Raw genomic sequence first — 18,439 nt, forward strand, 5'->3', positions numbered from 1 at the left:
ACAAGGGATCTCATTGAACACAAATCTTGTGATCCCCCTATCCACTGTGGGAGCGGGCTTGCTCGCGAAGAGGCCCTCAGCCCACCCTCAATCCTGAGGCTTGGTCCTGTCAGCCGGCCGCCGCACGCCCGCCACGATCTTGTCCACCGCCTTGGTCGCCGCGACCATGCCAAATGTCGCCGTCACCATCATCACCGCGCCAAACCCGCCGGCGCAGTCGAGCTTCACGCCGTCGCCGACAAAACTCTTCTGCAAGCAAATACTGCCGTCCGGCTTCGGATAACGCAGCTGTTCGGTGGAGAACACGCACGGCACGCTGTAGTGACGGGTCACGGTGCGGGAAAAGCCGTAGTCGCGACGCAGGGTCGAGCGCACTTTGGAGGCCAGCGGATCGTTGAAGGTACGGTTCAGGTCGCACACCTGGATCAGCGTCGGGTCAATCTGCCCGCCCGCGCCGCCGGTGGTGATGATCTGGATCTTGCGGCGCTTGCACCAGGCGATCAGCGCCGCCTTGGCGTTGACGCTGTCGATGCAGTCGATCACGCAATCGATGTGGGGCGTGATGTATTCGGCCATGGTGTCGCGGGTGACGAAGTCGGCCACGGCGTGCACCGTGCAATCGGGGTTGATGCCACGCAGCCGCTCAGCCATGACCTCGACCTTGGGCTTGCCGACGGTGCTGTCCAGGGCATGTAACTGGCGGTTGGCGTTGCTGACGCAGACATCGTCCAGGTCGAACAGCGAAATTTCGCCCACGCCGCACCGGGCGATCGCTTCCGCCGCCCAGGAACCGACCCCGCCCACCCCGACCACCGCCACATGGGCCGCCCGCAGGCGCTCCAGGCCCTCGATGCCATACAAACGGGCGATGCCGGCAAACCGTGGATCTTCTGTACTCATGACCATTACCCCAAAAACCGGCGCGCATTATAGGGCTTTGCCGTGGCAATTCGAGCCGTTCGCGATTTGAATCCCACCAATTCCCCCTTGTGGGAGCGAGCTTGCTCGCGATGGCGTCAGTCCAGTCAATAGAGTATCGACTGATCCACCGCCATCGCGAGCAAGCTCGCTCCCACAGGTTCTGTGTCACACACTGTCGGCATACTTGGGCCAATGACGGTCGTTTTACTATAAGATAACCGCCATTTTGCGCGAGCCAGCCCGCGCCTGCACAAGCCTTGCGTTCACACTATATTCCCGGAGTTTCCATGACGGCCCACGCCGACCTCTCGCCGACCTTGCAACTCGCCTGCGACCTGATCCGCCGTCCGTCCGTGACACCGGTGGACGCCGATTGCCAGAAACTGATGATGCAGCGCCTGGGCAACGCGGGCTTTGCGCTCGAGCCGATGCGCATCGAGGATGTGGATAACTTCTGGGCCCGCCACGGCCAGCATGACGGCCCGGTGCTGTGCTTCGCCGGGCACACCGACGTGGTGCCGACCGGCCCGGTGCAGGCCTGGCAGCTCGACCCGTTCGATGCGGTGATCGATGAACAGGGCATGCTCTGCGGCCGTGGCGCCGCCGACATGAAAGGCAGCCTCGCAGCGATGGTGGTGGCGGCCGAGCGTTTCGTCGCCGACTACCCGGACCACAAGGGTGCGGTGACCTTCCTGATCACCAGCGACGAAGAAGGCCCGGCGCACCACGGCACCAAAGCCGTGGTCGAGCGCCTCAAGGCTCGGCAGGAGCGGCTGGACTGGTGCATCGTCGGCGAGCCGTCGAGCACCACCCTGGTGGGTGACGTGGTCAAGAACGGCCGCCGCGGCTCCCTTGGCGCGACACTGACCGTGCGCGGCAAGCAAGGCCACGTGGCCTACCCGCACCTGGCGAGGAACCCGATCCACCTCGCCGCGCCAGCCTTGGCGGAGCTGGCCGCCGAACATTGGGACCATGGCAACGACTTCTTCCCGCCCACCAGCTTCCAGATCTCCAACCTCAACGCCGGCACCGGCGCGACCAACGTGATCCCGGGTGACCTGGTGGCGGTGTTCAACTTCCGCTTCTCCACCGAATCCACCGTCGAAGGCCTGCAACAGCGCGTCGCCGATATCCTCGACAAGCACCAGTTGGACTGGCACATCGACTGGGCCCTGTCCGGGCTGCCGTTCCTCACCGAACCGGGTGCGCTGCTGGACGCCGTGTCGTCGAGCATCAAGGACGTCACCGGCCGCGAGACCCAGGCGTCCACCAGCGGCGGCACCTCCGACGGCCGCTTCATCGCGACCATGGGCACGCAAGTGGTGGAACTGGGCCCGGTCAACGCGACCATCCACCAGGTCAACGAACGGGTATTGGCAGCCGATCTCGACGTGCTAACCGAGATCTACTACCAGACGCTGATCAAGTTGCTCGCCTGATGCTCGCCTGCCCGATCTGCAGTGAACCGCTGAACGCGGTGGACAACGGCGTGGCCTGCCCGGCCGGCCATCGGTTCGACCGCGCGCGCCAGGGCTACCTGAACCTGTTGCCGGTGCAGCACAAGAACAGCCGCGACCCCGGGGACAACCAGGCCATGGTCGAAGCCCGTCGCGACTTTCTCAACGCCGGGCACTACGCCCCCGTCGCCCGGCGCCTGGCCGAACTGGCGGCTGAGCGCGCGCCGGGGCGCTGGCTGGACATCGGCTGTGGCGAGGGCTACTACACCGCGCAGATCGCCGACGCACTGCCCGACGCCGATGGCTATGCCCTGGACATTTCCCGCGAGGCAGTCAAACGCGCCTGCAAACGCAGCCCGCAACTGACCTGGTTGATCGCCAGCATGGCCCGGGTGCCGCTGGCGGACGGCTGCTGCCAGTTCCTGGCGAGCGTGTTCAGCCCACTGGACTGGCAGGAAGCCAAGCGCCTGCTCAGCCCCGGCGGCGGGTTGATGAAAGTCGGCCCGACCCGCGGTCACCTGATGCAATTGCGTGAACGCCTGTACGACGAAGTGCGCGAATACACCGACGACAAGCACCTGGCCCTGGTGCCTTCGGGGATGGCGCTGGAACACAGCGAAACCCTGGAGTTCACGCTCGTGCTCGAAAGCGGCCGGGACCGCGCCAACCTGCTGGCGATGACGCCCCACGGCTGGCGCGCCAGTGCCGAACGCCGGGCCAGCGTGATCGAGCAGGCTGAACCGTTCGAGGTCACGGTGTCGATGCGCTACGATTATTTCGTTCTTCAATAAACCTTATGATCGGCCCCGGACACCCGTACGGGGCCCGTTAAATCCGCGAATGGATTTTTCAAGACCGCAGTGAGGACATCCATGCGCCAACCCGATATCGAGATTTACCTCAAGGACGCCGACGTCGACCACAAGGCCATCGCCCACTGGCTCGGCCAGGCCCTGGGCCCGTGCAGCGAATGGGTCCAGAAAGGCCAGACCTACAAGTGCAAGGCCGGCGACGTCCCGGTGACCTGGCTGCCGAAGGCCGTCGGCAAATGGAACAGCCTGTACCTGGAAAGCGACCGGACCCCGTGGGAAGACGACATCGCTTGCGCCCGCGCCGCCTACGCCGCACTGAATGTCGAAGTGCGCTGCGCACCCGGCTCGTGGGTGGAAGAAGAAGGCGAGGAATCGGCCGATCGCTGGATTCGCATCAGCGCCGATGGGGAAGAGGAGATCACCTGGAAGACGGCCTGATTCGGCTCCAGGCACACCACAGTTCCAAATGTGGGAGCGGGCTTGCTCGCGAAAGCGGTGCATCAGTCGACATCCATGCCGGCTGGACTGACGCATTCGCGAGCAAGCCCGCTCCCACAGGGGATTGGCGGTGGCTGAAAAAGAATGGCTTACAACCCCACCACATCCTCGGCCTGCAAGCCCTTCTGTCCTTCCACGACCGCGTATTCGACCTGCTGGCCTTCGGTCAGTGAACGGTGGCCTTCACCGCGGATCGCGCGGTAGTGCACGAACACATCGGCCCCACCTTCGCGCTGGATGAAGCCGTAGCCTTTGGCGTCGTTGAACCACTTCACACTGCCGGTCTCGCGTGCAGCCATAATGCTCACTCCCATTTCTTATTGTTAAGTCGGCTTGTCCCGCCTGGCGGCAGGCAGACAAAGCCTGCGGACTCTCACCGCCGCCTGGCCGTCCACGTGAACGTCGGGGCAGTAGCCCGCCGAGTATATGACACCGGGAAAAACTCTCAACTGACTTTACTTCGGTGCTTTTTTGCCGATTTTCGGTGAATCCGGCACACTACCTGCCGCTCAACCCCATCCACTCATGCAGAAGCCGTATGACCCGTTCCCCGTTCCGCCGTCTAGTGTTTGGCACCCTGCGCCGACTGCTGTATCTCTGGGTTCGCTCCGAGACTATCAACCAGTCGTCCTTCACCCTCAACCTCGACCGCAGCCGTCCGGTGTTCTACGTTCTGCAAGACCCTTCGCTGACCGACCTGGCGGTGCTCGACACCGAGTGCACCAAGGCCGGCCTGCCCCGCCCGGTGCTGCCGGTGTCGGTGGGCAACCTGCTGGAGCCGGCGGCGTTCTTCTACCTCACGCCCGCCCCGGACTGGCTGGGCCGCCAGGACAAGCGCGGCGCGCCACCGACCCTGACGCGGCTGGTCGACGCCCTGACCCACAACGCCGCCGAAGACGCCCAGATCATTCCGGTCAGCGTGTTCTGGGGCCAATCGCCCGACAGTGAATCCAGCCCATGGAAGCTGCTGTTCGCCGACAGTTGGGCAGTCACCGGGCGCCTGCGGCGCCTGCTGAGCATCATGATCCTGGGGCGCAAGACCCGCGTGCAGTTCTCGCCACCGATCCACCTGCGCGAACTGATCGAACACGACAAAGGCCACGAACGCACCGTGCGCATGGCCCAACGGGTGCTGCGGGTGCATTTGCGCAACCTGAAGACGGCGGTCATCGGCCCGGACATTTCCCACCGGCGCAACCTGGTCAAGGGCCTGCTGAACCAGCCGCTGGTCAAGCAGGCGATTGCCGACGAGGCCGAGCGGGAAAAGATCTCGGCGGAGAAAGCCAAGGCCCAGGCCCTGTGCTATGGCAACGAAATCGCCTCGGACTACACCTACACCGCGATCCGTTTCCTGGAAGTGGTCCTGAGCTGGTTCTGGAACAAGATCTACGACGGCATCAAGGTCAACAACATCGAAGGCGTACAGGCCATCGCCCCCGGCCACGAAGTCATCTACGTGCCCTGCCACCGCAGCCACATCGACTACCTGCTGCTGTCGTACCTGCTGTTTCGCAACGGCCTGATTCCACCGCACATCGCGGCCGGCATCAACCTCAACATGCCGGTCATCGGCGGCCTGCTGCGCCGGGGTGGGGCATTTTTCATGCGCCGTACCTTCAAGGGCAACCCGCTCTACACCGCTGTGTTCAATGAGTACCTGCACACGCTGTTCACCAAGGGCTTTCCGGTGGAGTACTTCGTCGAGGGTGGACGCTCGCGCACCGGGCGCATGCTGCAACCCAAGACCGGCATGCTCGCCATCACCCTGCGCAGCTTCCTGCGTTCGTCGCGCACGCCCATCGTCTTCGTGCCGGTCTACATCGGCTACGAGCGGGTCCTGGAAGGTCGCACCTACCTGGGGGAACTGCGCGGGGCCAGCAAGAAGAAAGAATCGATCTTCGACATCTTCAAGGTCATCGGCGCCCTCAAGCAACGCTTCGGGCAGGTGGCGGTGAACTTCGGCGAACCGATCAAACTGGCCGACTTCCTCGACGGCGAACAGCCCGGCTGGCGGGAGCAGGAACTGGGGCCGCAGTTCAAACCGGCCTGGCTCAACCCCACCACCCACCGCCTCGGCGAGCGCGTGGCCCGGCACCTGAACGAAGCGGCGGCCATCAACCCGGTCAACCTCGTGGCCCTGGCGCTGCTGTCCACCAGCCGCCTGGCCTTGGACGACCGCGCCATGGCCCGGGTGCTCGACCTGTACCTGGCGCTGCTGCGCAAAGTCCCATACTCGCCCCACACCACCCTGCCCGAAGGCGACGGACGGGCGCTGATCGAGCACGTGAAGGGCATGGACCTGCTCTCGGAACAGAGCGACGCCCTGGGCAAGATCCTGTACCTGGATGAACAGAACGCGGTACTGATGACTTACTACCGCAACAACGTGCTGCACATCTTTGCCTTGCCGGCGTTGCTGGCGAGCTTCTTCCAGAGCACCTCGCGCATGAGCCGCGAGCAGATCCTGCGCTACACCCGCGCGCTGTACCCGTACCTGCAATCGGAGCTGTTCATTCGCTGGTCGCTGGAGGAACTGGACGACGTGGTCGACCAGTGGCTCGAAGCGTTCGTCGAGCAAGGCCTGCTGCGTTTCGAAAAAGACCTGTACCTGCGTCCGGCCCCAAGCTCGCGGCACTTCGTGCTGCTGACCCTGCTGTCCAAAAGCATCGCCCAGACCCTGCAACGCTTCTACATGACCGTCTCACTGCTGCTCAACAGCGGCCAGAACACCGTCAGCGCCGAAGAACTGGAAGACCTTTGCACGGTCATGGCCCAGCGCCTGTCGATCCTGCATGGCCTGAACGCTCCGGAGTTCTTCGACAAGAGCCTGTTCCGCCACTTCATCCAGACCCTGCTGGACCTTGAGGTGCTGCGCCGTGACGAGGCTGGCAAGCTGAGTTACCACCCGCTGCTGGGAGAACTGGCCGAGGGCGCGGCCAAGCGGGTACTGCCGGCGGAAATTCGCCTGTCGATCCGCCAGGTGGCGCTGCATCGCAGCGAAGACGCAGCCGAGGTCGCCCTCAGTCCGGACCTTTGACCTTTGACAAGGCTCGGCCCACTCACCGTGAACAGGGACGTTAGCGGTGAGTCGACGGGGCAATCGACAGCGGTCTCCGACACCCTGGAGCGGCTGAGGCGACATCAAACGAAGAAAAAACCTACAGAAAACCGTGGAGCAGACTTCTAGGATGGACTCGCGTCAATAACGACGTACTGAAAAGGAATTCACCATGAACATCATCACATTGACCCTGCAATTGCCCGATGGCTATCAACTCCCGGAAGCCGGCCGCGCCGAAATCAGTGTGCGAAATGCAGCCGGTGAGCAGATCAGCGCCAGCGGTGGCCAGGGTTCCAACGTGGCATCGCAGGTGCCAGCGGCCAGGCAACCTTGGCAATATCGCTTCCTGATCGACCCCAAGGTAACGCCTGTGGGAGAAGCGCTCTCGGTCAAGGTCCAAATGTACCTGGGCGAGACCGCCCTGTTCCTCGATGCCGAACAGACATTCACCTGGGATGGCAGCAACCAGCACGTTGACATCCCCCTGAACCTGACGCCAGGATCGCTGGCTGAAACGGTCCAGGCACCCGCGTTCGGTTCCTGAACCGTGACGCTACAAGGGCTTGCCTGGACGCCACTTCGCTGAATGTTCGTCGGCGCCCGCCGTGTCGCGGGCGTCGACGCACCAGGTGATCCCGATGAAAAAACTCGTTTTGCTTGCCTCCATGGCTTTACTGGCCGCGTGCCAAGCCACAACCCCACCCACTCCATCCGCCGCGTCCCTGGATGGCGAAGTCTTCTACTTGCAACGTATCGCCCTGCCCCCCAGCGCCACCTTGAGCGTGAGCCTGCAGGACGTCTCCCTGGCCGATGCCCCGGCGGTGGTGCTCGATGAACACAGCGGGCCGGTCAAAGGCCAGGTCCCGCTGCCGTTCCACCTCAGTTATGATCCAGCCCAGGTCAAGCCCGGTCATCGTTATGCCGTGAGCGCCCGCATCGAAGTAGACGGCCAGCTGCTGTTCATCACCACCCAACAGCACGCCGTACACCTGGATGGCAAAGACCCGCAGCCGTTGAAGATCCGCGTCAACCCTGCGCGCTGATTCCGTTTTCCACTTTTTCAAGGATGCCGTCATGCTCCGTTTCCCTCTCCGTTTCACCGGCCTGTGCGCGGGCCTGCTGATCTGCGCCAATGCCATGGCCCTGTCCTTGGGCGACCTGTCGCAAAAGGATGCCACCGGCGGTCTCAAGGACGCCCTGACCCAAGGCGCGCAGGTGGCGGTCCAGCAACTGGGCAAGCCCGGCGGTTTCAACAACAACCCCGAGGTGAAGATCGAGTTGCCGGGCAAGCTCGGCAAGGTCGCCGGCAAGATGAAGGCCTTCGGCATGGGTGACCAGGTCGATCAGCTGGAAACCAGCATGAACCAGGCCGCCGAAGCCGCCGTGGTCCAGGCCCAGCCGATCCTGGTCAATGCCGTGAAGAACATGAGCGTGGACGACGCCAAGGGCATCCTGAGCGGCGGTAACGACTCGGCCACGCAGTACCTGAACAAGAGCAGCCGCGAGCAGATCCGCGCCAAGTTCCTGCCAATCGTCAAGCAAGCCACCGACAAGGTCGGCCTGGCCCAGAAATACAACGCCTTCGCCGGCCAGGCCGCGACGCTCGGCGTACTGGATGCGAAAAGCGCCAACATCGAGAACTACGTGACCGAGCAGGCGCTGGACGGGTTGTTCGAGATGATCGCCAAGCAGGAAGCCACCATTCGCCAGAACCCGGCCGCCGCCGCGACCAGCCTGGCGAAGAAGGTGTTCGGCGCGCTTTAAGACTTAGCGCAAAACCCTGTGGCGAGGGGATTTATCCCCGTTGGGCTGCACAGCAGCCCCTAAACCAGAAAACTCGGTGTGTCAGAAAGATTGAGTTCACTGCTTTAGGGCCGCTTCGCAGCCCAACGGGGATAAATCCCCTCGCCACAGGGCCAGTGTGCACCTGTTGATCAGGCTTTCTTGACCCTGAACCACGCCGCATACAACGCCGGCAGGAACAACAGCGTCAACGCCGTCGCCACGATCAACCCGCCCATGATCGCCACGGCCATCGGGCCGAAGAACAGGCTGCGCGACAGCGGGATCATCGCCAGCACCGCCGCCAGCGCGGTCAGCACAATCGGGCGGAAGCGGCGCACGGTGGCTTCGATGATTGCCTGCCAGGGTGCGAGCCCGGCCTTGATGTCCTGCTCGATCTGGTCCACCAGGATCACCGAGTTACGCATGATCATCCCCGACAGCGCGATGGTCCCCAGCATCGCCACGAAGCCGAACGGCTGACGGAACACCAGCAAAAACAGCGTGACGCCGATCAACCCCAGGGGCGCCGTCAGGAACACCATCGCCGTGCGCGAGAAACTGCGCAGTTGCAGCATCAGCAACGTCAGCACCACCACGATGAACAGCGGCACGCCGGCATTCACCGATTTCTGGCCACGGGCCGAATCCTCCACCGTCCCGCCCACTTCCAGCAGGTAACCGTCTGGCAGTTCAGCGCGGATCGGCTCCAGGGTCGGGAAAATCTGCTGCACCAGGGTGGCCGGCTGCTCCTTGCCGTAGATGTCTGCCCGCACGGTCACGCTCGGCAGGCGATTGCGGTGCCAGATCACACCTTCTTCGAAGCCGTATTCCAGGGTGGCGATCTGCGACAACGCCACACTCTGACCGCTGTCGGTCGGCACGGCCAGGCTTGGCAGCAGCGACAGTTCGGTGCGCTCGTGCACCGTGCCCCGTAGCAGGATCTCGATCAGCTCGTTGTCTTCGCGGTACTGGCTGACACTCGACCCGGTCAGGGAACTGCGCAGGGCGCTGGACAGGTTCGCCGTGCTGACGCCCAGGGCCCGGGCGCGGTCCTGGTCGATATTGAGGTAGACCACCTTGCTCGGTTCTTCCCAATCCAGATGCACGTTGGCCACGTAGGGATTTTCCCGAACCTTGGCCGACACTTTCCGCGCCAAGGCCCGGACTTCCTCGATGTGCTCACCCGTCACGCGAAACTGCACCGGGTAGCCCACCGGCGGCCCGTTTTCCAGGCGGGTCACCCGCGAACGCAGGGTCGGGAACTGTTCGTTCAGGGTGCTGATCAGCCAACTGCGCAGCGGTTCGCGGTCTTCGATGGTCTTGGCCAGCACCACGAACTGAGCAAAGCTGGACGCGGGCAGTTGCTGATCCAGCGGCAGGTAGAAACGCGGCGATCCGGTACCGACGTAGGCCACATAGTTGTCGATGCCGGCGTGGTCCTTGAGCAGCGCTTCAAGGCGCTTGACCTGCTCGGCGGTGTTGCTCAGGGAGGCGCCTTCCTCCAGTTTGAGGTCGACCATCAGCTCCAACCGCCCGGAGGCTGGGAAGAACTGCTGAGGCACAAAACGGAACAACACCACCGAGCCGATAAACAGCAGCACGGTCAGCGCGATGACGGTTTTGCGCCGACGCACGCACCAGCCCACCAGCCGCCGCACGCGTTGATAGAACGGCGTGCCGTAAGGGTCGAATTCACCGTCGGCGGTGCCGTGTTTGGCGGCATGAATTTTCGCCAGGTCTGGTAGGAGTCTTTCCCCCAGATACGGCACGAACACCACCGCGGCCACCCAGGACGCCAGCAATGCCAAGGTCACCACCTGGAAGATCGAGCGGGTGTATTCACCCGTGCCCGACTGCGCCGTGGCGATCGGCAGGAAGCCCGCCGCCGTGATCAGCGTACCGGTGAGCATGGGGAAGGCGGTGCTGGTCCAGGCATAACTGGCGGCCTTGATGCGGTCGAAGCCCTGCTCCATCTTGATCGCCATCATCTCCACCGCAATGATCGCGTCGTCCACCAGCAGCCCCAATGCCAGCACCAGCGCGCCAAGGGAGATCTTGTGCAGGCCGATTCCCAGGTAATACATCGCGGCGAAGGTCATCGCCAGCACCAGCGGGATCACCAGCGCCACGACCATCCCGGTGCGCAGTCCCAGGGAGAAGAAACTCACCAGCAACACGATCGCCAGGGCCTCCACCAGCACCTGGACGAACTCGCCGACGCCCGTCTTCACCGCCGCCGGCTGGTCCGACACCTTACGCAGTTGCATGCCGGCCGGCAGGTTGTTCTGGATCCGGGCGAACTCGGCTTCCAGCGCCTTGCCCAGGACCAGGATGTCGCCACCGTCCTTCATCGCCACGGCCAGGCCGATGGCATCTTCGCCCATGAAGCGCATGCGCGGCGCCGGTGGGTCGTTGAAGCCACGACGCACGTCCGCCAGGTCGCTGATGCGAAAGGTTCGGTCGGCCACCCGGATCGGAAAGTTGCGGATCTCTTCGACCGTCTGGAAATTGCCCGACACCCGCAACTGCAAGCGCTCGCTGCCGGTCTCGAAGAAGCCTGCGGTCGATACCGCGTTCTGCTCCTCAAGGGCCTGCTGCACCGCCGCCAAGGGCAGGCCGAGGGTCGCCAGCTTGACGTTCGACAGCTCGATCCAGATTTTCTCGTCCTGCAAGCCGAGCAGCTCGACCTTGCCCACGTCCTTGACCCGTTGCAGCTGGATCTGGATGCGATCGGCGTAGTCCTTGAGCACGGCGTAGTCGAAACCGTCACCGGTCAACGCGTAAATGTTGCCGAAGGTGGTGCCGAATTCATCGTTGAAGAACGGTCCCTGGATGCCCGGCGGCAAGGTATGGCGGATGTCGCTGACTTTCTTGCGGATCTGGTACCACAGCTCGGGGATCTGCGCCGAATGCAGGGAGTCGCGCGCCATGAAGGTGACCTGGGACTCGCCCGGCCGGGAGAACGAGACGATACGCTCGTAATCGCCGGTCTCCATCAGCTTCTTCTCGATGCGTTCGGTGACCTGGCGCGAAACCTCCTCGGCCGTCGCACCCGGCCAGAGGGTGCGAATCACCATGGCCTTGAACGTGAACGGCGGGTCTTCGCTCTGGCCCAGCTTGGTGTAGGAAAGCGCACCGACGATGGCCAGCAGGAGCATCAGGAACAGTACGATCTGGCGATTACGCAGCGCCCATTCGGAAAGATTGAAACCCATCGGGGATTACTCCTTGGCCGCCAGGTTGACCACGCGGTTGGAGCGATCCACCGGCCGCACCTGCTGGCCGTCGAGAAGCACATGGACGCCGGCCGCCACCACCCAGTCATCCGGGCTCAGGCCTTCCAGCACCGGGACGGTTTTTTCGCCGAACGCGCCGACCCGCACCGGGACCTTTTTCAGGGTGTTGTTGGCGTTGACCACCCAGACGTAGGTCGCGCCGTTCTCGGCCGTCAGGGCCGACAAAGGCACCGCCAGCGACACCTTGTCGGCCGTCTGGATGAACACCCGGGCACTTTGGCCCAACTCGGCCGGAACGCTGCCGGCGGTGAACGCCACGCGAGCGGCGAAGGTACGGGACCTGGGGTCGGCGGCCGGCGACAATTCGCGAATGCGGCCACTGAAACGCTGGTCAGGCTGGCTCCACAACTCGACCGAAACCGGCTGGCCGACCTTGAAGCGACCAAAACCCTGTTCCGGCAAGCTGATCAGCACTTCACGCTCACCGTCGGTGGCCAGGGTGAAGACCGTCTGTCCGGCCGAAACCACTTGCCCGACTTCCACCGCACGCCTGGCAACGACGCCGTCCTGGGGTGCCCGTAACACCGAATAGCTGGCCTGGTTGTTGGCCACGTCGAACTCAGCCTTGATCTGCTTGAGCCGCGCGGCGCCGGAGCGATAGAGGTTTTCGGCATTGTCGTACTGGGAGCGGCTGACCATCTGCCGCTCCATCAGCGTCTTGTAGCGGTCACGCTCGGCACGCACCAGGTTCAGGTTCGCCTCGGCGGCGGCCACCTGGGCCCGGGTCGCTTCCAGTTGCAGACGTACGTCCTCGGGGTCGAGCTCGGCCAGGGGCTGGTTGGCCTTGACCCGCTGCCCCTCTTCGACCAGCCGTCGGCTCACCTTGCCGCCAATGCGAAAGGCCAGGTCGGGCTCGAAACGCGCTCGCACCTCACCAGGATAGCTTTCCATGGCCTGGGCCGAAGGCTCTGGCTTGACCACCATGGCCGGGCGCACGGCGACGGGCGCCGGCTCGTCATGACCACACGCAGACAATAAAAAAGCCAGGCAGACTGGCATGGCGAGGGGCAAGGCAGAGCGGAACATGGCGGCTGACCTTTCGCGAATGGTGCTTGGAATAATTATACTGGCCAGTATGTTATTAATAGCAAACTCACCAGTCCAGTATTAAAGCGGAAAAATGTCGAACAATCTTGCATCTCCCAGCGGCCCCGGCCGTCCCAAGGACCTGGCCAAGCGCCAGGCCATTCTCGACGCCGCGAAACGCCTGTTCGTGAACATGGGCTACGCCAATACCAGCATGGACACCGTGGCCACCGAGGCCGGGGTTTCCAAGCTGACGGTCTACAGCCACTTCAACGACAAGGAAACGCTGTTCTCCGCCGCGGTGATCGCCAAGTGCGAAGAGCAGGTGCCGCCGCTGTTCTTCGAATGGCCCGAAGGCGTGGCGATCGAGGAAGTATTGCTGAACATCGCCCGCGGCTTTCACCAACTGGTCAGCAGCGAGGAATCGGTGAACCTGCACCGAGTGATCATGGCGCTGGGCAGCCAGGACCCGAAGCTCTCGACGATTTTCTTCGAGGCCGGTCCGCAGCGGATGTTGTCAGGGATGGAACGCCTGTTGAGCAAGGTCAACCAGAGCGGCGCCTTGAGCATCGATAAACCGCGCAACGCGGCGGAACACTTCTTTTGCCTGATCAAGGGCGCGGCGAATTTCCGGCTGCTGTATGGCTGCGGCGCGCCGTTGGAGCCAGAAGCCGCCGAAGCCCATGTGCGAGAAGTGGTGGGGTTGTTTGTGCGGGCTTATCGGCCTTAGATCATCCGGCAGAGCTTCGCTGGCGGGGCGGGCCTCTTCGCGGGCAAGCCCGCTCCCACAATGGATCGTGGGTGTGCTCGAAATCCACATCCGCCGCTGGCCCCTGTGGGAGCGGGCTTGCCCGCGAAGACGTCGCAATATTCAGCATCTGCTCCCACTGACCCATCGCCATCGCGAGCAAGCTCGCTCCCACAATGGATCGTGGGTGTACTCGAAATCCACATCCGCCGCTGGCCACTGTGGGAGCGGGCTTGCCCGCGAAGGGGCCGGTACATTCAGCATCTGCTCCCACTGACCCATCGCCATCGCGAGCAAGCTCGCTCCCACAATGGATCGTGGGTGTACTCGAAATCCACATCCGCCGCTGGCCACTGTGGGAGCGGGCTTGCCCGCGAAGGGGCCGGAACATTCAGCATCTGCACCCACTGACCCACCGCCATCGCGAGCAAGCCCGCGATGGGCCCGACGCGGTTTCAGGCCTTGAGCGCTTTCTTGGGGTAGATATCGTACCGACTGGACTTGCCATCGAGCCCATGGCTCGGCTTCGGCCCCTCGATGCACGGCGCCTTGCGCGGGCGCTTGACCACCACCCGGTGGGTTGCCAGGGCCAAGGCCGCGGCCAGCAGCGCCGGCGCGTCCGGATCGTCGCCGACCAAGGGCCGGAACAGACGCATCTCCTTCTTCACCAGAGCGGTTTTTTCCCGATGAGGGAACATCGGGTCCAGGTAGATCACCTGGGGCGGCTCGCCTTCCCAGTTGCGCATCACCTCGATGGAGTTGCCCTTGAGCAGGCGCATCCGCGCGACGATCGGCGCCACGTCGAAATCCTCCGCCCCACGGGCCAGGCCATCCTCAAGCAAGGCGCCGATCAGCGGCTGGCGCTCGATCAGGCTCATTTCACAACCCAGGCTCGCCAGCACGAACGCATCCTTGCCCAACCCGGCCGTGGCATCCAGCACCCTTGGACGCACGCCCTGGGCAATACCGACCGCCTTGGCGATCATCTGGCCGCTGCCGCCGCCGTACAACCGGCGATGGGCCGCACCACCCTCGACGAAGTCGACACGCACCGGGCCCGGCGCGTCCGGGCCCAGTTGCTGCAATTGCAGCCCTTGCTCGCCGACCTGCAAGGCGAACTCGCCGTCGTCCACCTGCCGGGGCAGGTCGAGGCGCTCGGCCCATGCTTGCGCTTGCGACTCGAAGGCCGGGGCCAAGGCCTCGACGTGGATGCGGCAGGCCGCGGGTTGCTCAATCATGAAAACACGCTCAAAAAATTAAGGATCGGCAAAAACCGCCGATAACAACAGTGAACGGCATTTTGCCAGAGCTGAGCGTCGACCGAGAAAAATGTCAGACATTCAATCCACATCGATAGGCGTGATCTCCCCGTACGGGGATTACCGCCTGCGCAACACCCAAGCACTGAGCGGCGTCAGTCACCTGTGGCAGGATTTCTTTGCCCAGGCCCTGGCCGATCAACTGGGTGATGCCGCGCCGGCGCCGGGCAGCTACCAGCCCGTCGCCCTCGATGAGGCCGTTGAACCGACCCTCGGCGCCGAACTGCTGGACCACATCGTCAGCCAGCGCACCTGTGACGTGAAAGACACCCCGATCGCACCGCCGGAGCCGCTGTTCCTGCCGATCGCCGAATTCGAGCTAGACCTGCTGGACAAGCCCTTCCCGCCGTTCCCGGAAGACGAAATCGTCGCCCAGCAAAAGCAGCAGGATTTCGAGAGCCACTGGGTTCGCCCGCTCGTCCTTACCGCCGGCCAACCGCTGCCAGAACCGGGCCCGGCACCGCAACCACGGCCCTTGCACCTGCCGATTGCCGAGTTGGAACTCGACTTGCTGGACAAGCCGTTCCCGCCGTTCCCGGAAGACGACATCGTGGCCCAGCAGAAAGCACTGGACTTCGACACGCGCTGGGCTCGCCCTATCGTGCTGCAGAACCTGCGCATCGCCGCCTGATCAGCGACAGATCCACCAGGGCCCCACATCCAGATGGAAATGGTTGCGGTGCGCCGCGTTGTAGTCCGGGCTCAGGACCACACTGAACATGTCGCAGGCACCGTCGCGCACCTGTCGCAGGAACTGCGCATCGGCGTTGTTCCGGGGCCAGTCCTTGAGCACGCTGACCGCGCGGCCATCGGCCAGGCGAAACCCGGCAATGTCCAGGGCGCTGGCCGTGGCATGCTGGCTGCGTGCGCCACTTTCACGGCCGTACATGTTCCGGCAGGCGAAACTGCCGAGGTGATCGACCCGCGTTACCTTCTGTCCATAGACCGCCGCCGACGCCGGCTGCAACGCATGACGCTCGAACAGCGCGAAAGCCACCGCCAACGGGCAACTGGCGAGGAAACTGCTGCTCAACCCAATCTCGCCGCCCTGCACCCGCAACACATTGGTCAGCGGGCAATCGGCATTGCCAGGGCTGTCGGCCTGCCGAGCGACCCGCAGCCCCGACGTGGCGAGGGCCTGGTCGCACAGTTGCGGGTCGTTGCGCAGGGCCATGAGCTTGTAGCGGGTCAGCAGGTTCGGCGCCAGGTTGACGTCCAGCGGCGCCCAGGGATTCCACTGGGGAGGCAGCGACAGCCAACCGCGCCACACCCCCACCCCGGCCACACCGGCGATCAATCCCAGCCACAGGAAACCTTTCAGGACCCGCACGACATTGCCTCGGCCATCAACCCTTGAACAATTCGTTGGCCTGCTTGAACGGCATCGAGCGCCGAGTGAAGGTGAACGTGCCCTGCTGCTGGATTTCCTCGGCGGCGCGGAAGAACTCGCCATACGCGGCCAGGGCCAGGGCCGAACCGACGCTGATGCGCTTGACGCCCATCTCGCTCAACTGCGCGACGGTCAGGTCCAGCGCCCCGGACATCAACACGTTCACTGGTTTCGGCGCCACGGCCCGGACCACCGCGAGCACTTGCTCGGCCGTATTGAGCCCAGGGGCGTAGAGCACATCGGCACCGGCATCGGCGAACGCCTTCAGGCGTCGAATCGTGTCATCCAAGTCAGGATTGCCATGCAGGAAGTTTTCCGCCCTGGCCGTGAGCAGGAAGGGATACGGCAGGCTGGCCACCGCTTCGGCGGCCGCCTTGACCCGTGCCACGGCCTGTTCGAAACAATAGATCGGGCTGTCTTCACGCCCCGTGGCATCTTCGATCGATCCCCCCACCGCCCCGGCCTCCGCGGCCCGAAGCAGGTTTTGAGCGCAGGCTTCGGGGTCATCGGCAAACCCATTCTCCAGGTCGACCGCCACCGGCAAGTCGGTGGCGGCGACGATGGCCCGCACGTTGGCCAGGGTGGCTTCCAGCCCCAGGCCTCCGTCCGGCCGCGCCAGGGAAAACGCGTGACCGGCACTGGTGGTCGCCAAGGCTTCAAAGCCGAGGGTGGCGAGCATCTTGGCGGAACCGGCATCCCACGGGTTGGGAATGACGAAAGCCCCTTCGCGTGCGTGCAAGGCCTTGAACGCCTGGGCTCGACGGGTTTGCGCATCCATGTAGTTCGCTCCTGAGCAGAAAGGGGTAGGCCTCAGAGCAAACCCAGTTGCTCGGCGGCGGGCTCTCTGTATAGCTCAGGCAGGGCCGGCAAGCCAGGCAATCGACGCATCAATCGCTGGTGAAAGTGCTGCGCGAGTTTGGCCGCCAGCAGGTTATCGGCGGTGTGCAGGAAGACATACGGCGTGCGCCCCTCTTCGATCCAGCCGGCGACTTTCTCCACCCAAGGCGTCAGGAACGGTTCGTTGGCTTCCAGTACCGGATGACCGATGAAGCGCACTTGTGGGCATTGGGTAAAGGCTGTTGGCCGAGGCGGCACCCGAGGCTTTTTCGATTGCGCGTGGAGCACCGAAGGCTCGGTGGAGGTGCAACTGAACAGGGCCCGCGGATCGAGGCAGATGCGCTCGACACCACGGTCGAGCAGCAGGCGATTGAGCTGTCGCTCGGCGTCACCCTTGGCAAAGAACTCATCGTGGCGCACTTCCACGGCCAGTGGCCGCTCGAAGGCGTCGATGAACGCCGCCAGTTCGCCGAGCCGATGCGGGGTGAAGGCCTTGGACAACTGCAACCAGAATGGCGAAACCCGCTCGCCCAAGGGGCTGAGCAACTGCACGAAGGTTTCGGTGGCTGCTAACTGCTCACGCAAATCGCCATTGTGGCTGATGTCACCGGGCAACTTGGCGGTAAAACGAAAGTGTTCGGGCATGGCATCGGCCCAACGCTGCACGATGGCGGCAGACGGGCTGGCGTAGAACGTCGTATTGCCTTCCACGGCATTGAACACTTGGCAGTAGAGGCTGAGGAAATCGGCGCTTTTGGCGTCTTGCGGATAGAGGTAATCACGCCAGGCGTTTTCGCTCCAGGAGGGGCAGCCCAGGTAGTAAGGCAAGCCCATCAGATGTAAAGGTCGAGGCCCAGCACTTCCATATCCCAATCGACGAAACCGGCGGTGCTCAGGTAGCTGGCCAGGGCCGTGGCGACGCTGCGCTTCATGGCGCGGTGATACAGCATGTCTTGCTGGCGGGCGGGAAGGTTGCTCAGGCGCTGCGCGGCGGATTTGGCGGCGCGGGCAGCCAGTTGTTCTTCGGACGGGGAGTCCAGTTCGCCATCGATATCATCGAGCGACTCAGGCTCGACAGCCTTGCCTGCACGCGGCTTGCGCTTGATGGGATAGGACTGTGAGGAAACGCCGTCTATACGCATGACAGAATGCTCGGTATCAATGATGGCAATTTAGCGGCACTTTCGTAGCCGCGCAAATGCGCAAGTGATAACTAGAACACATAAAGCCAAAAAGGTTTAAAAACCGCGGAAAAAAGTGACGACTGGCAATAAAGGGTGTGACTTTTG

General features: G+C 63.6%; 18 protein-coding genes. 9 read left to right on the plus strand and 9 right to left on the minus strand.

What is annotated here, in order from left to right; genetic code table 11:
• Positions 1 to 87 precede the first annotated feature (87 nt).
• Positions 88 to 906: a thiamine biosynthesis protein ThiF gene (locus VM99_12095; protein AKJ98768.1), complete on the minus strand. Its 819-nt coding sequence runs from the start codon at positions 904 to 906 to the stop codon at positions 88 to 90.
• A gap of 302 nt (positions 907 to 1,208) precedes the next feature.
• On the opposite strand from VM99_12095, the gene VM99_12100 reads away from it, so the two are divergent.
• The 3 genes from VM99_12100 to VM99_12110 all read left to right on the plus strand — a co-directional run bounded on the left by VM99_12100 (position 1,209) and on the right by VM99_12110 (position 3,628).
• On the plus strand, positions 1,209 to 2,360 hold the full coding sequence (locus VM99_12100; GenBank protein ID AKJ98769.1) for a succinyl-diaminopimelate desuccinylase: 1,152 nt from the start codon (positions 1,209 to 1,211) through the stop codon (positions 2,358 to 2,360).
• On the plus strand, positions 2,360 to 3,169 hold the full coding sequence (locus VM99_12105) for an SAM-dependent methlyltransferase (protein ID AKJ98770.1): 810 nt from the start codon (positions 2,360 to 2,362) through the stop codon (positions 3,167 to 3,169). Before VM99_12100 ends, VM99_12105 begins: the two co-directional genes overlap by 1 nt.
• Before the next feature lie 81 nt (positions 3,170 to 3,250).
• A complete protein-coding gene (locus VM99_12110) occupies positions 3,251 to 3,628 on the plus strand; it encodes a hypothetical protein (GenBank protein ID AKJ98771.1) in 378 nt (125 codons plus the stop codon).
• A 149-nt stretch (positions 3,629 to 3,777) separates the two neighbouring features.
• Here the strand turns inward: VM99_12110 and VM99_12115 are convergent, their stop codons facing one another.
• The gene (locus VM99_12115) at positions 3,778 to 3,987 is read right to left on the minus strand and encodes a cold-shock protein (protein AKJ98772.1); all 210 of its coding nucleotides are present in this window, start codon (positions 3,985 to 3,987) and stop codon (positions 3,778 to 3,780) included.
• A gap of 239 nt (positions 3,988 to 4,226) precedes the next feature.
• On the opposite strand from VM99_12115, the gene VM99_12120 reads away from it, so the two are divergent.
• The 4 genes from VM99_12120 (at position 4,227) to VM99_12135 (ending at position 8,513) form a co-directional block, all read left to right on the plus strand.
• Positions 4,227 to 6,725: a glycerol-3-phosphate acyltransferase gene (locus tag VM99_12120; GenBank protein ID AKJ98773.1), complete on the plus strand. Its 2,499-nt coding sequence runs from the start codon at positions 4,227 to 4,229 to the stop codon at positions 6,723 to 6,725.
• 193 nt (positions 6,726 to 6,918) lie between these two features.
• The gene (locus tag VM99_12125) at positions 6,919 to 7,293 is read left to right on the plus strand and encodes a hypothetical protein (protein AKJ98774.1); all 375 of its coding nucleotides are present in this window, start codon (positions 6,919 to 6,921) and stop codon (positions 7,291 to 7,293) included.
• 94 nt (positions 7,294 to 7,387) lie between these two features.
• Positions 7,388 to 7,792 (plus strand): lipoprotein, encoded by a 405-nt coding sequence (locus VM99_12130; GenBank protein ID AKJ98775.1) that lies wholly within the window; start codon positions 7,388 to 7,390, stop codon positions 7,790 to 7,792.
• A 31-nt stretch (positions 7,793 to 7,823) separates the two neighbouring features.
• Positions 7,824 to 8,513, plus strand: coding sequence for a hypothetical protein (locus tag VM99_12135; protein ID AKJ98776.1), 690 nt, complete (start codon positions 7,824 to 7,826; stop codon positions 8,511 to 8,513).
• Between the two features lie 170 nt (positions 8,514 to 8,683).
• On the opposite strand, the gene VM99_12140 is transcribed toward VM99_12135, so the two are convergent.
• Both VM99_12140 and VM99_12145 read right to left on the minus strand, forming a co-directional pair.
• A complete protein-coding gene (locus tag VM99_12140) occupies positions 8,684 to 11,749 on the minus strand; it encodes a multidrug transporter AcrB (GenBank protein ID AKJ98777.1) in 3,066 nt (1,021 codons plus the stop codon).
• A gap of 6 nt (positions 11,750 to 11,755) precedes the next feature.
• On the minus strand, positions 11,756 to 12,856 hold the full coding sequence (locus VM99_12145) for an RND transporter (protein ID AKJ98778.1): 1,101 nt from the start codon (positions 12,854 to 12,856) through the stop codon (positions 11,756 to 11,758).
• A 94-nt stretch (positions 12,857 to 12,950) separates the two neighbouring features.
• Here VM99_12145 and VM99_12150 point away from each other — a divergent pair, with 94 nt between their 5' ends.
• Positions 12,951 to 13,586, plus strand: a complete 636-nt coding sequence (locus VM99_12150) for a TetR family transcriptional regulator (protein ID AKJ98779.1) — start codon at positions 12,951 to 12,953, stop codon at positions 13,584 to 13,586.
• Between the two features lie 473 nt (positions 13,587 to 14,059).
• Here the strand turns inward: VM99_12150 and VM99_12155 are convergent, their stop codons facing one another.
• The gene (locus VM99_12155) at positions 14,060 to 14,842 is read right to left on the minus strand and encodes an SAM-dependent methyltransferase (protein ID AKJ98780.1); all 783 of its coding nucleotides are present in this window, start codon (positions 14,840 to 14,842) and stop codon (positions 14,060 to 14,062) included.
• Positions 14,843 to 14,933: 91 nt separating this feature from the next.
• Here VM99_12155 and VM99_12160 point away from each other — a divergent pair, with 91 nt between their 5' ends.
• A complete protein-coding gene (locus tag VM99_12160; protein ID AKJ98781.1) occupies positions 14,934 to 15,554 on the plus strand; it encodes an energy transducer TonB in 621 nt (206 codons plus the stop codon).
• On the opposite strand, the gene VM99_12165 is transcribed toward VM99_12160, so the two are convergent.
• The 4 genes from VM99_12165 to VM99_12180 are packed head-to-tail and all read right to left on the minus strand — an operon-like array spanning position 15,555 to position 18,292.
• Positions 15,555 to 16,253 carry an extensin gene (locus tag VM99_12165; protein AKJ98782.1) on the minus strand — a complete coding sequence of 233 codons (699 nt, stop codon included), beginning with the start codon at positions 16,251 to 16,253 and terminating at the stop codon, positions 15,555 to 15,557.
• A gap of 16 nt (positions 16,254 to 16,269) precedes the next feature.
• Positions 16,270 to 17,091, minus strand: a complete 822-nt coding sequence (locus VM99_12170; GenBank protein AKJ98783.1) for a 2-methylisocitrate lyase — start codon at positions 17,089 to 17,091, stop codon at positions 16,270 to 16,272.
• 32 nt (positions 17,092 to 17,123) lie between these two features.
• Complete coding sequence (locus VM99_12175) at positions 17,124 to 17,984, minus strand: hypothetical protein (protein AKJ98784.1); 861 nt, start codon at positions 17,982 to 17,984, stop codon at positions 17,124 to 17,126.
• Positions 17,984 to 18,292 (minus strand): hypothetical protein, encoded by a 309-nt coding sequence (locus VM99_12180; protein ID AKJ98785.1) that lies wholly within the window; start codon positions 18,290 to 18,292, stop codon positions 17,984 to 17,986. The genes VM99_12175 and VM99_12180 overlap by 1 nt, the downstream gene beginning before the upstream one ends.
• Between the last annotated feature and the right edge of the window lie 147 nt (positions 18,293 to 18,439).

The sequence above is a fragment of the Pseudomonas chlororaphis genome, from assembly GCA_001023535.1.
Taxonomy (GTDB): Bacteria; Pseudomonadota; Gammaproteobacteria; order Pseudomonadales; family Pseudomonadaceae; genus Aquipseudomonas; species Aquipseudomonas chlororaphis_E.

Bases quoted from the DNA above. Each gene is read 5' to 3' on its own strand.
- VM99_12095 (AKJ98768.1), bottom strand. From the start codon at position 906: ATGGTCATGAGTACAGAAGATCCACGGTTTGCCGGCATCGCCCGTTTG.
- VM99_12100 (AKJ98769.1), top strand. From the start codon at position 1,209: ATGACGGCCCACGCCGACCTCTCGCCGACCTTGCAACTCGCCTGCGAC.
- VM99_12105 (AKJ98770.1), top strand. From the start codon at position 2,360: ATGCTCGCCTGCCCGATCTGCAGTGAACCGCTGAACGCGGTGGACAAC.
- VM99_12110 (AKJ98771.1), top strand. From the start codon at position 3,251: ATGCGCCAACCCGATATCGAGATTTACCTCAAGGACGCCGACGTCGAC.
- VM99_12115 (AKJ98772.1), bottom strand. From the start codon at position 3,987: ATGGCTGCACGCGAGACCGGCAGTGTGAAGTGGTTCAACGACGCCAAA.
- VM99_12120 (AKJ98773.1), top strand. From the start codon at position 4,227: ATGACCCGTTCCCCGTTCCGCCGTCTAGTGTTTGGCACCCTGCGCCGA.
- VM99_12125 (AKJ98774.1), top strand. From the start codon at position 6,919: ATGAACATCATCACATTGACCCTGCAATTGCCCGATGGCTATCAACTC.
- VM99_12130 (AKJ98775.1), top strand. From the start codon at position 7,388: ATGAAAAAACTCGTTTTGCTTGCCTCCATGGCTTTACTGGCCGCGTGC.
- VM99_12135 (AKJ98776.1), top strand. From the start codon at position 7,824: ATGCTCCGTTTCCCTCTCCGTTTCACCGGCCTGTGCGCGGGCCTGCTG.
- VM99_12140 (AKJ98777.1), bottom strand. From the start codon at position 11,749: ATGGGTTTCAATCTTTCCGAATGGGCGCTGCGTAATCGCCAGATCGTA.
- VM99_12145 (AKJ98778.1), bottom strand. From the start codon at position 12,856: ATGTTCCGCTCTGCCTTGCCCCTCGCCATGCCAGTCTGCCTGGCTTTT.
- VM99_12150 (AKJ98779.1), top strand. From the start codon at position 12,951: ATGTCGAACAATCTTGCATCTCCCAGCGGCCCCGGCCGTCCCAAGGAC.
- VM99_12155 (AKJ98780.1), bottom strand. From the start codon at position 14,842: ATGATTGAGCAACCCGCGGCCTGCCGCATCCACGTCGAGGCCTTGGCC.
- VM99_12160 (AKJ98781.1), top strand. From the start codon at position 14,934: ATGTCAGACATTCAATCCACATCGATAGGCGTGATCTCCCCGTACGGG.
- VM99_12170 (AKJ98783.1), bottom strand. From the start codon at position 17,091: ATGGATGCGCAAACCCGTCGAGCCCAGGCGTTCAAGGCCTTGCACGCA.
- VM99_12175 (AKJ98784.1), bottom strand. From the start codon at position 17,984: ATGGGCTTGCCTTACTACCTGGGCTGCCCCTCCTGGAGCGAAAACGCC.
- VM99_12180 (AKJ98785.1), bottom strand. From the start codon at position 18,292: ATGCGTATAGACGGCGTTTCCTCACAGTCCTATCCCATCAAGCGCAAG.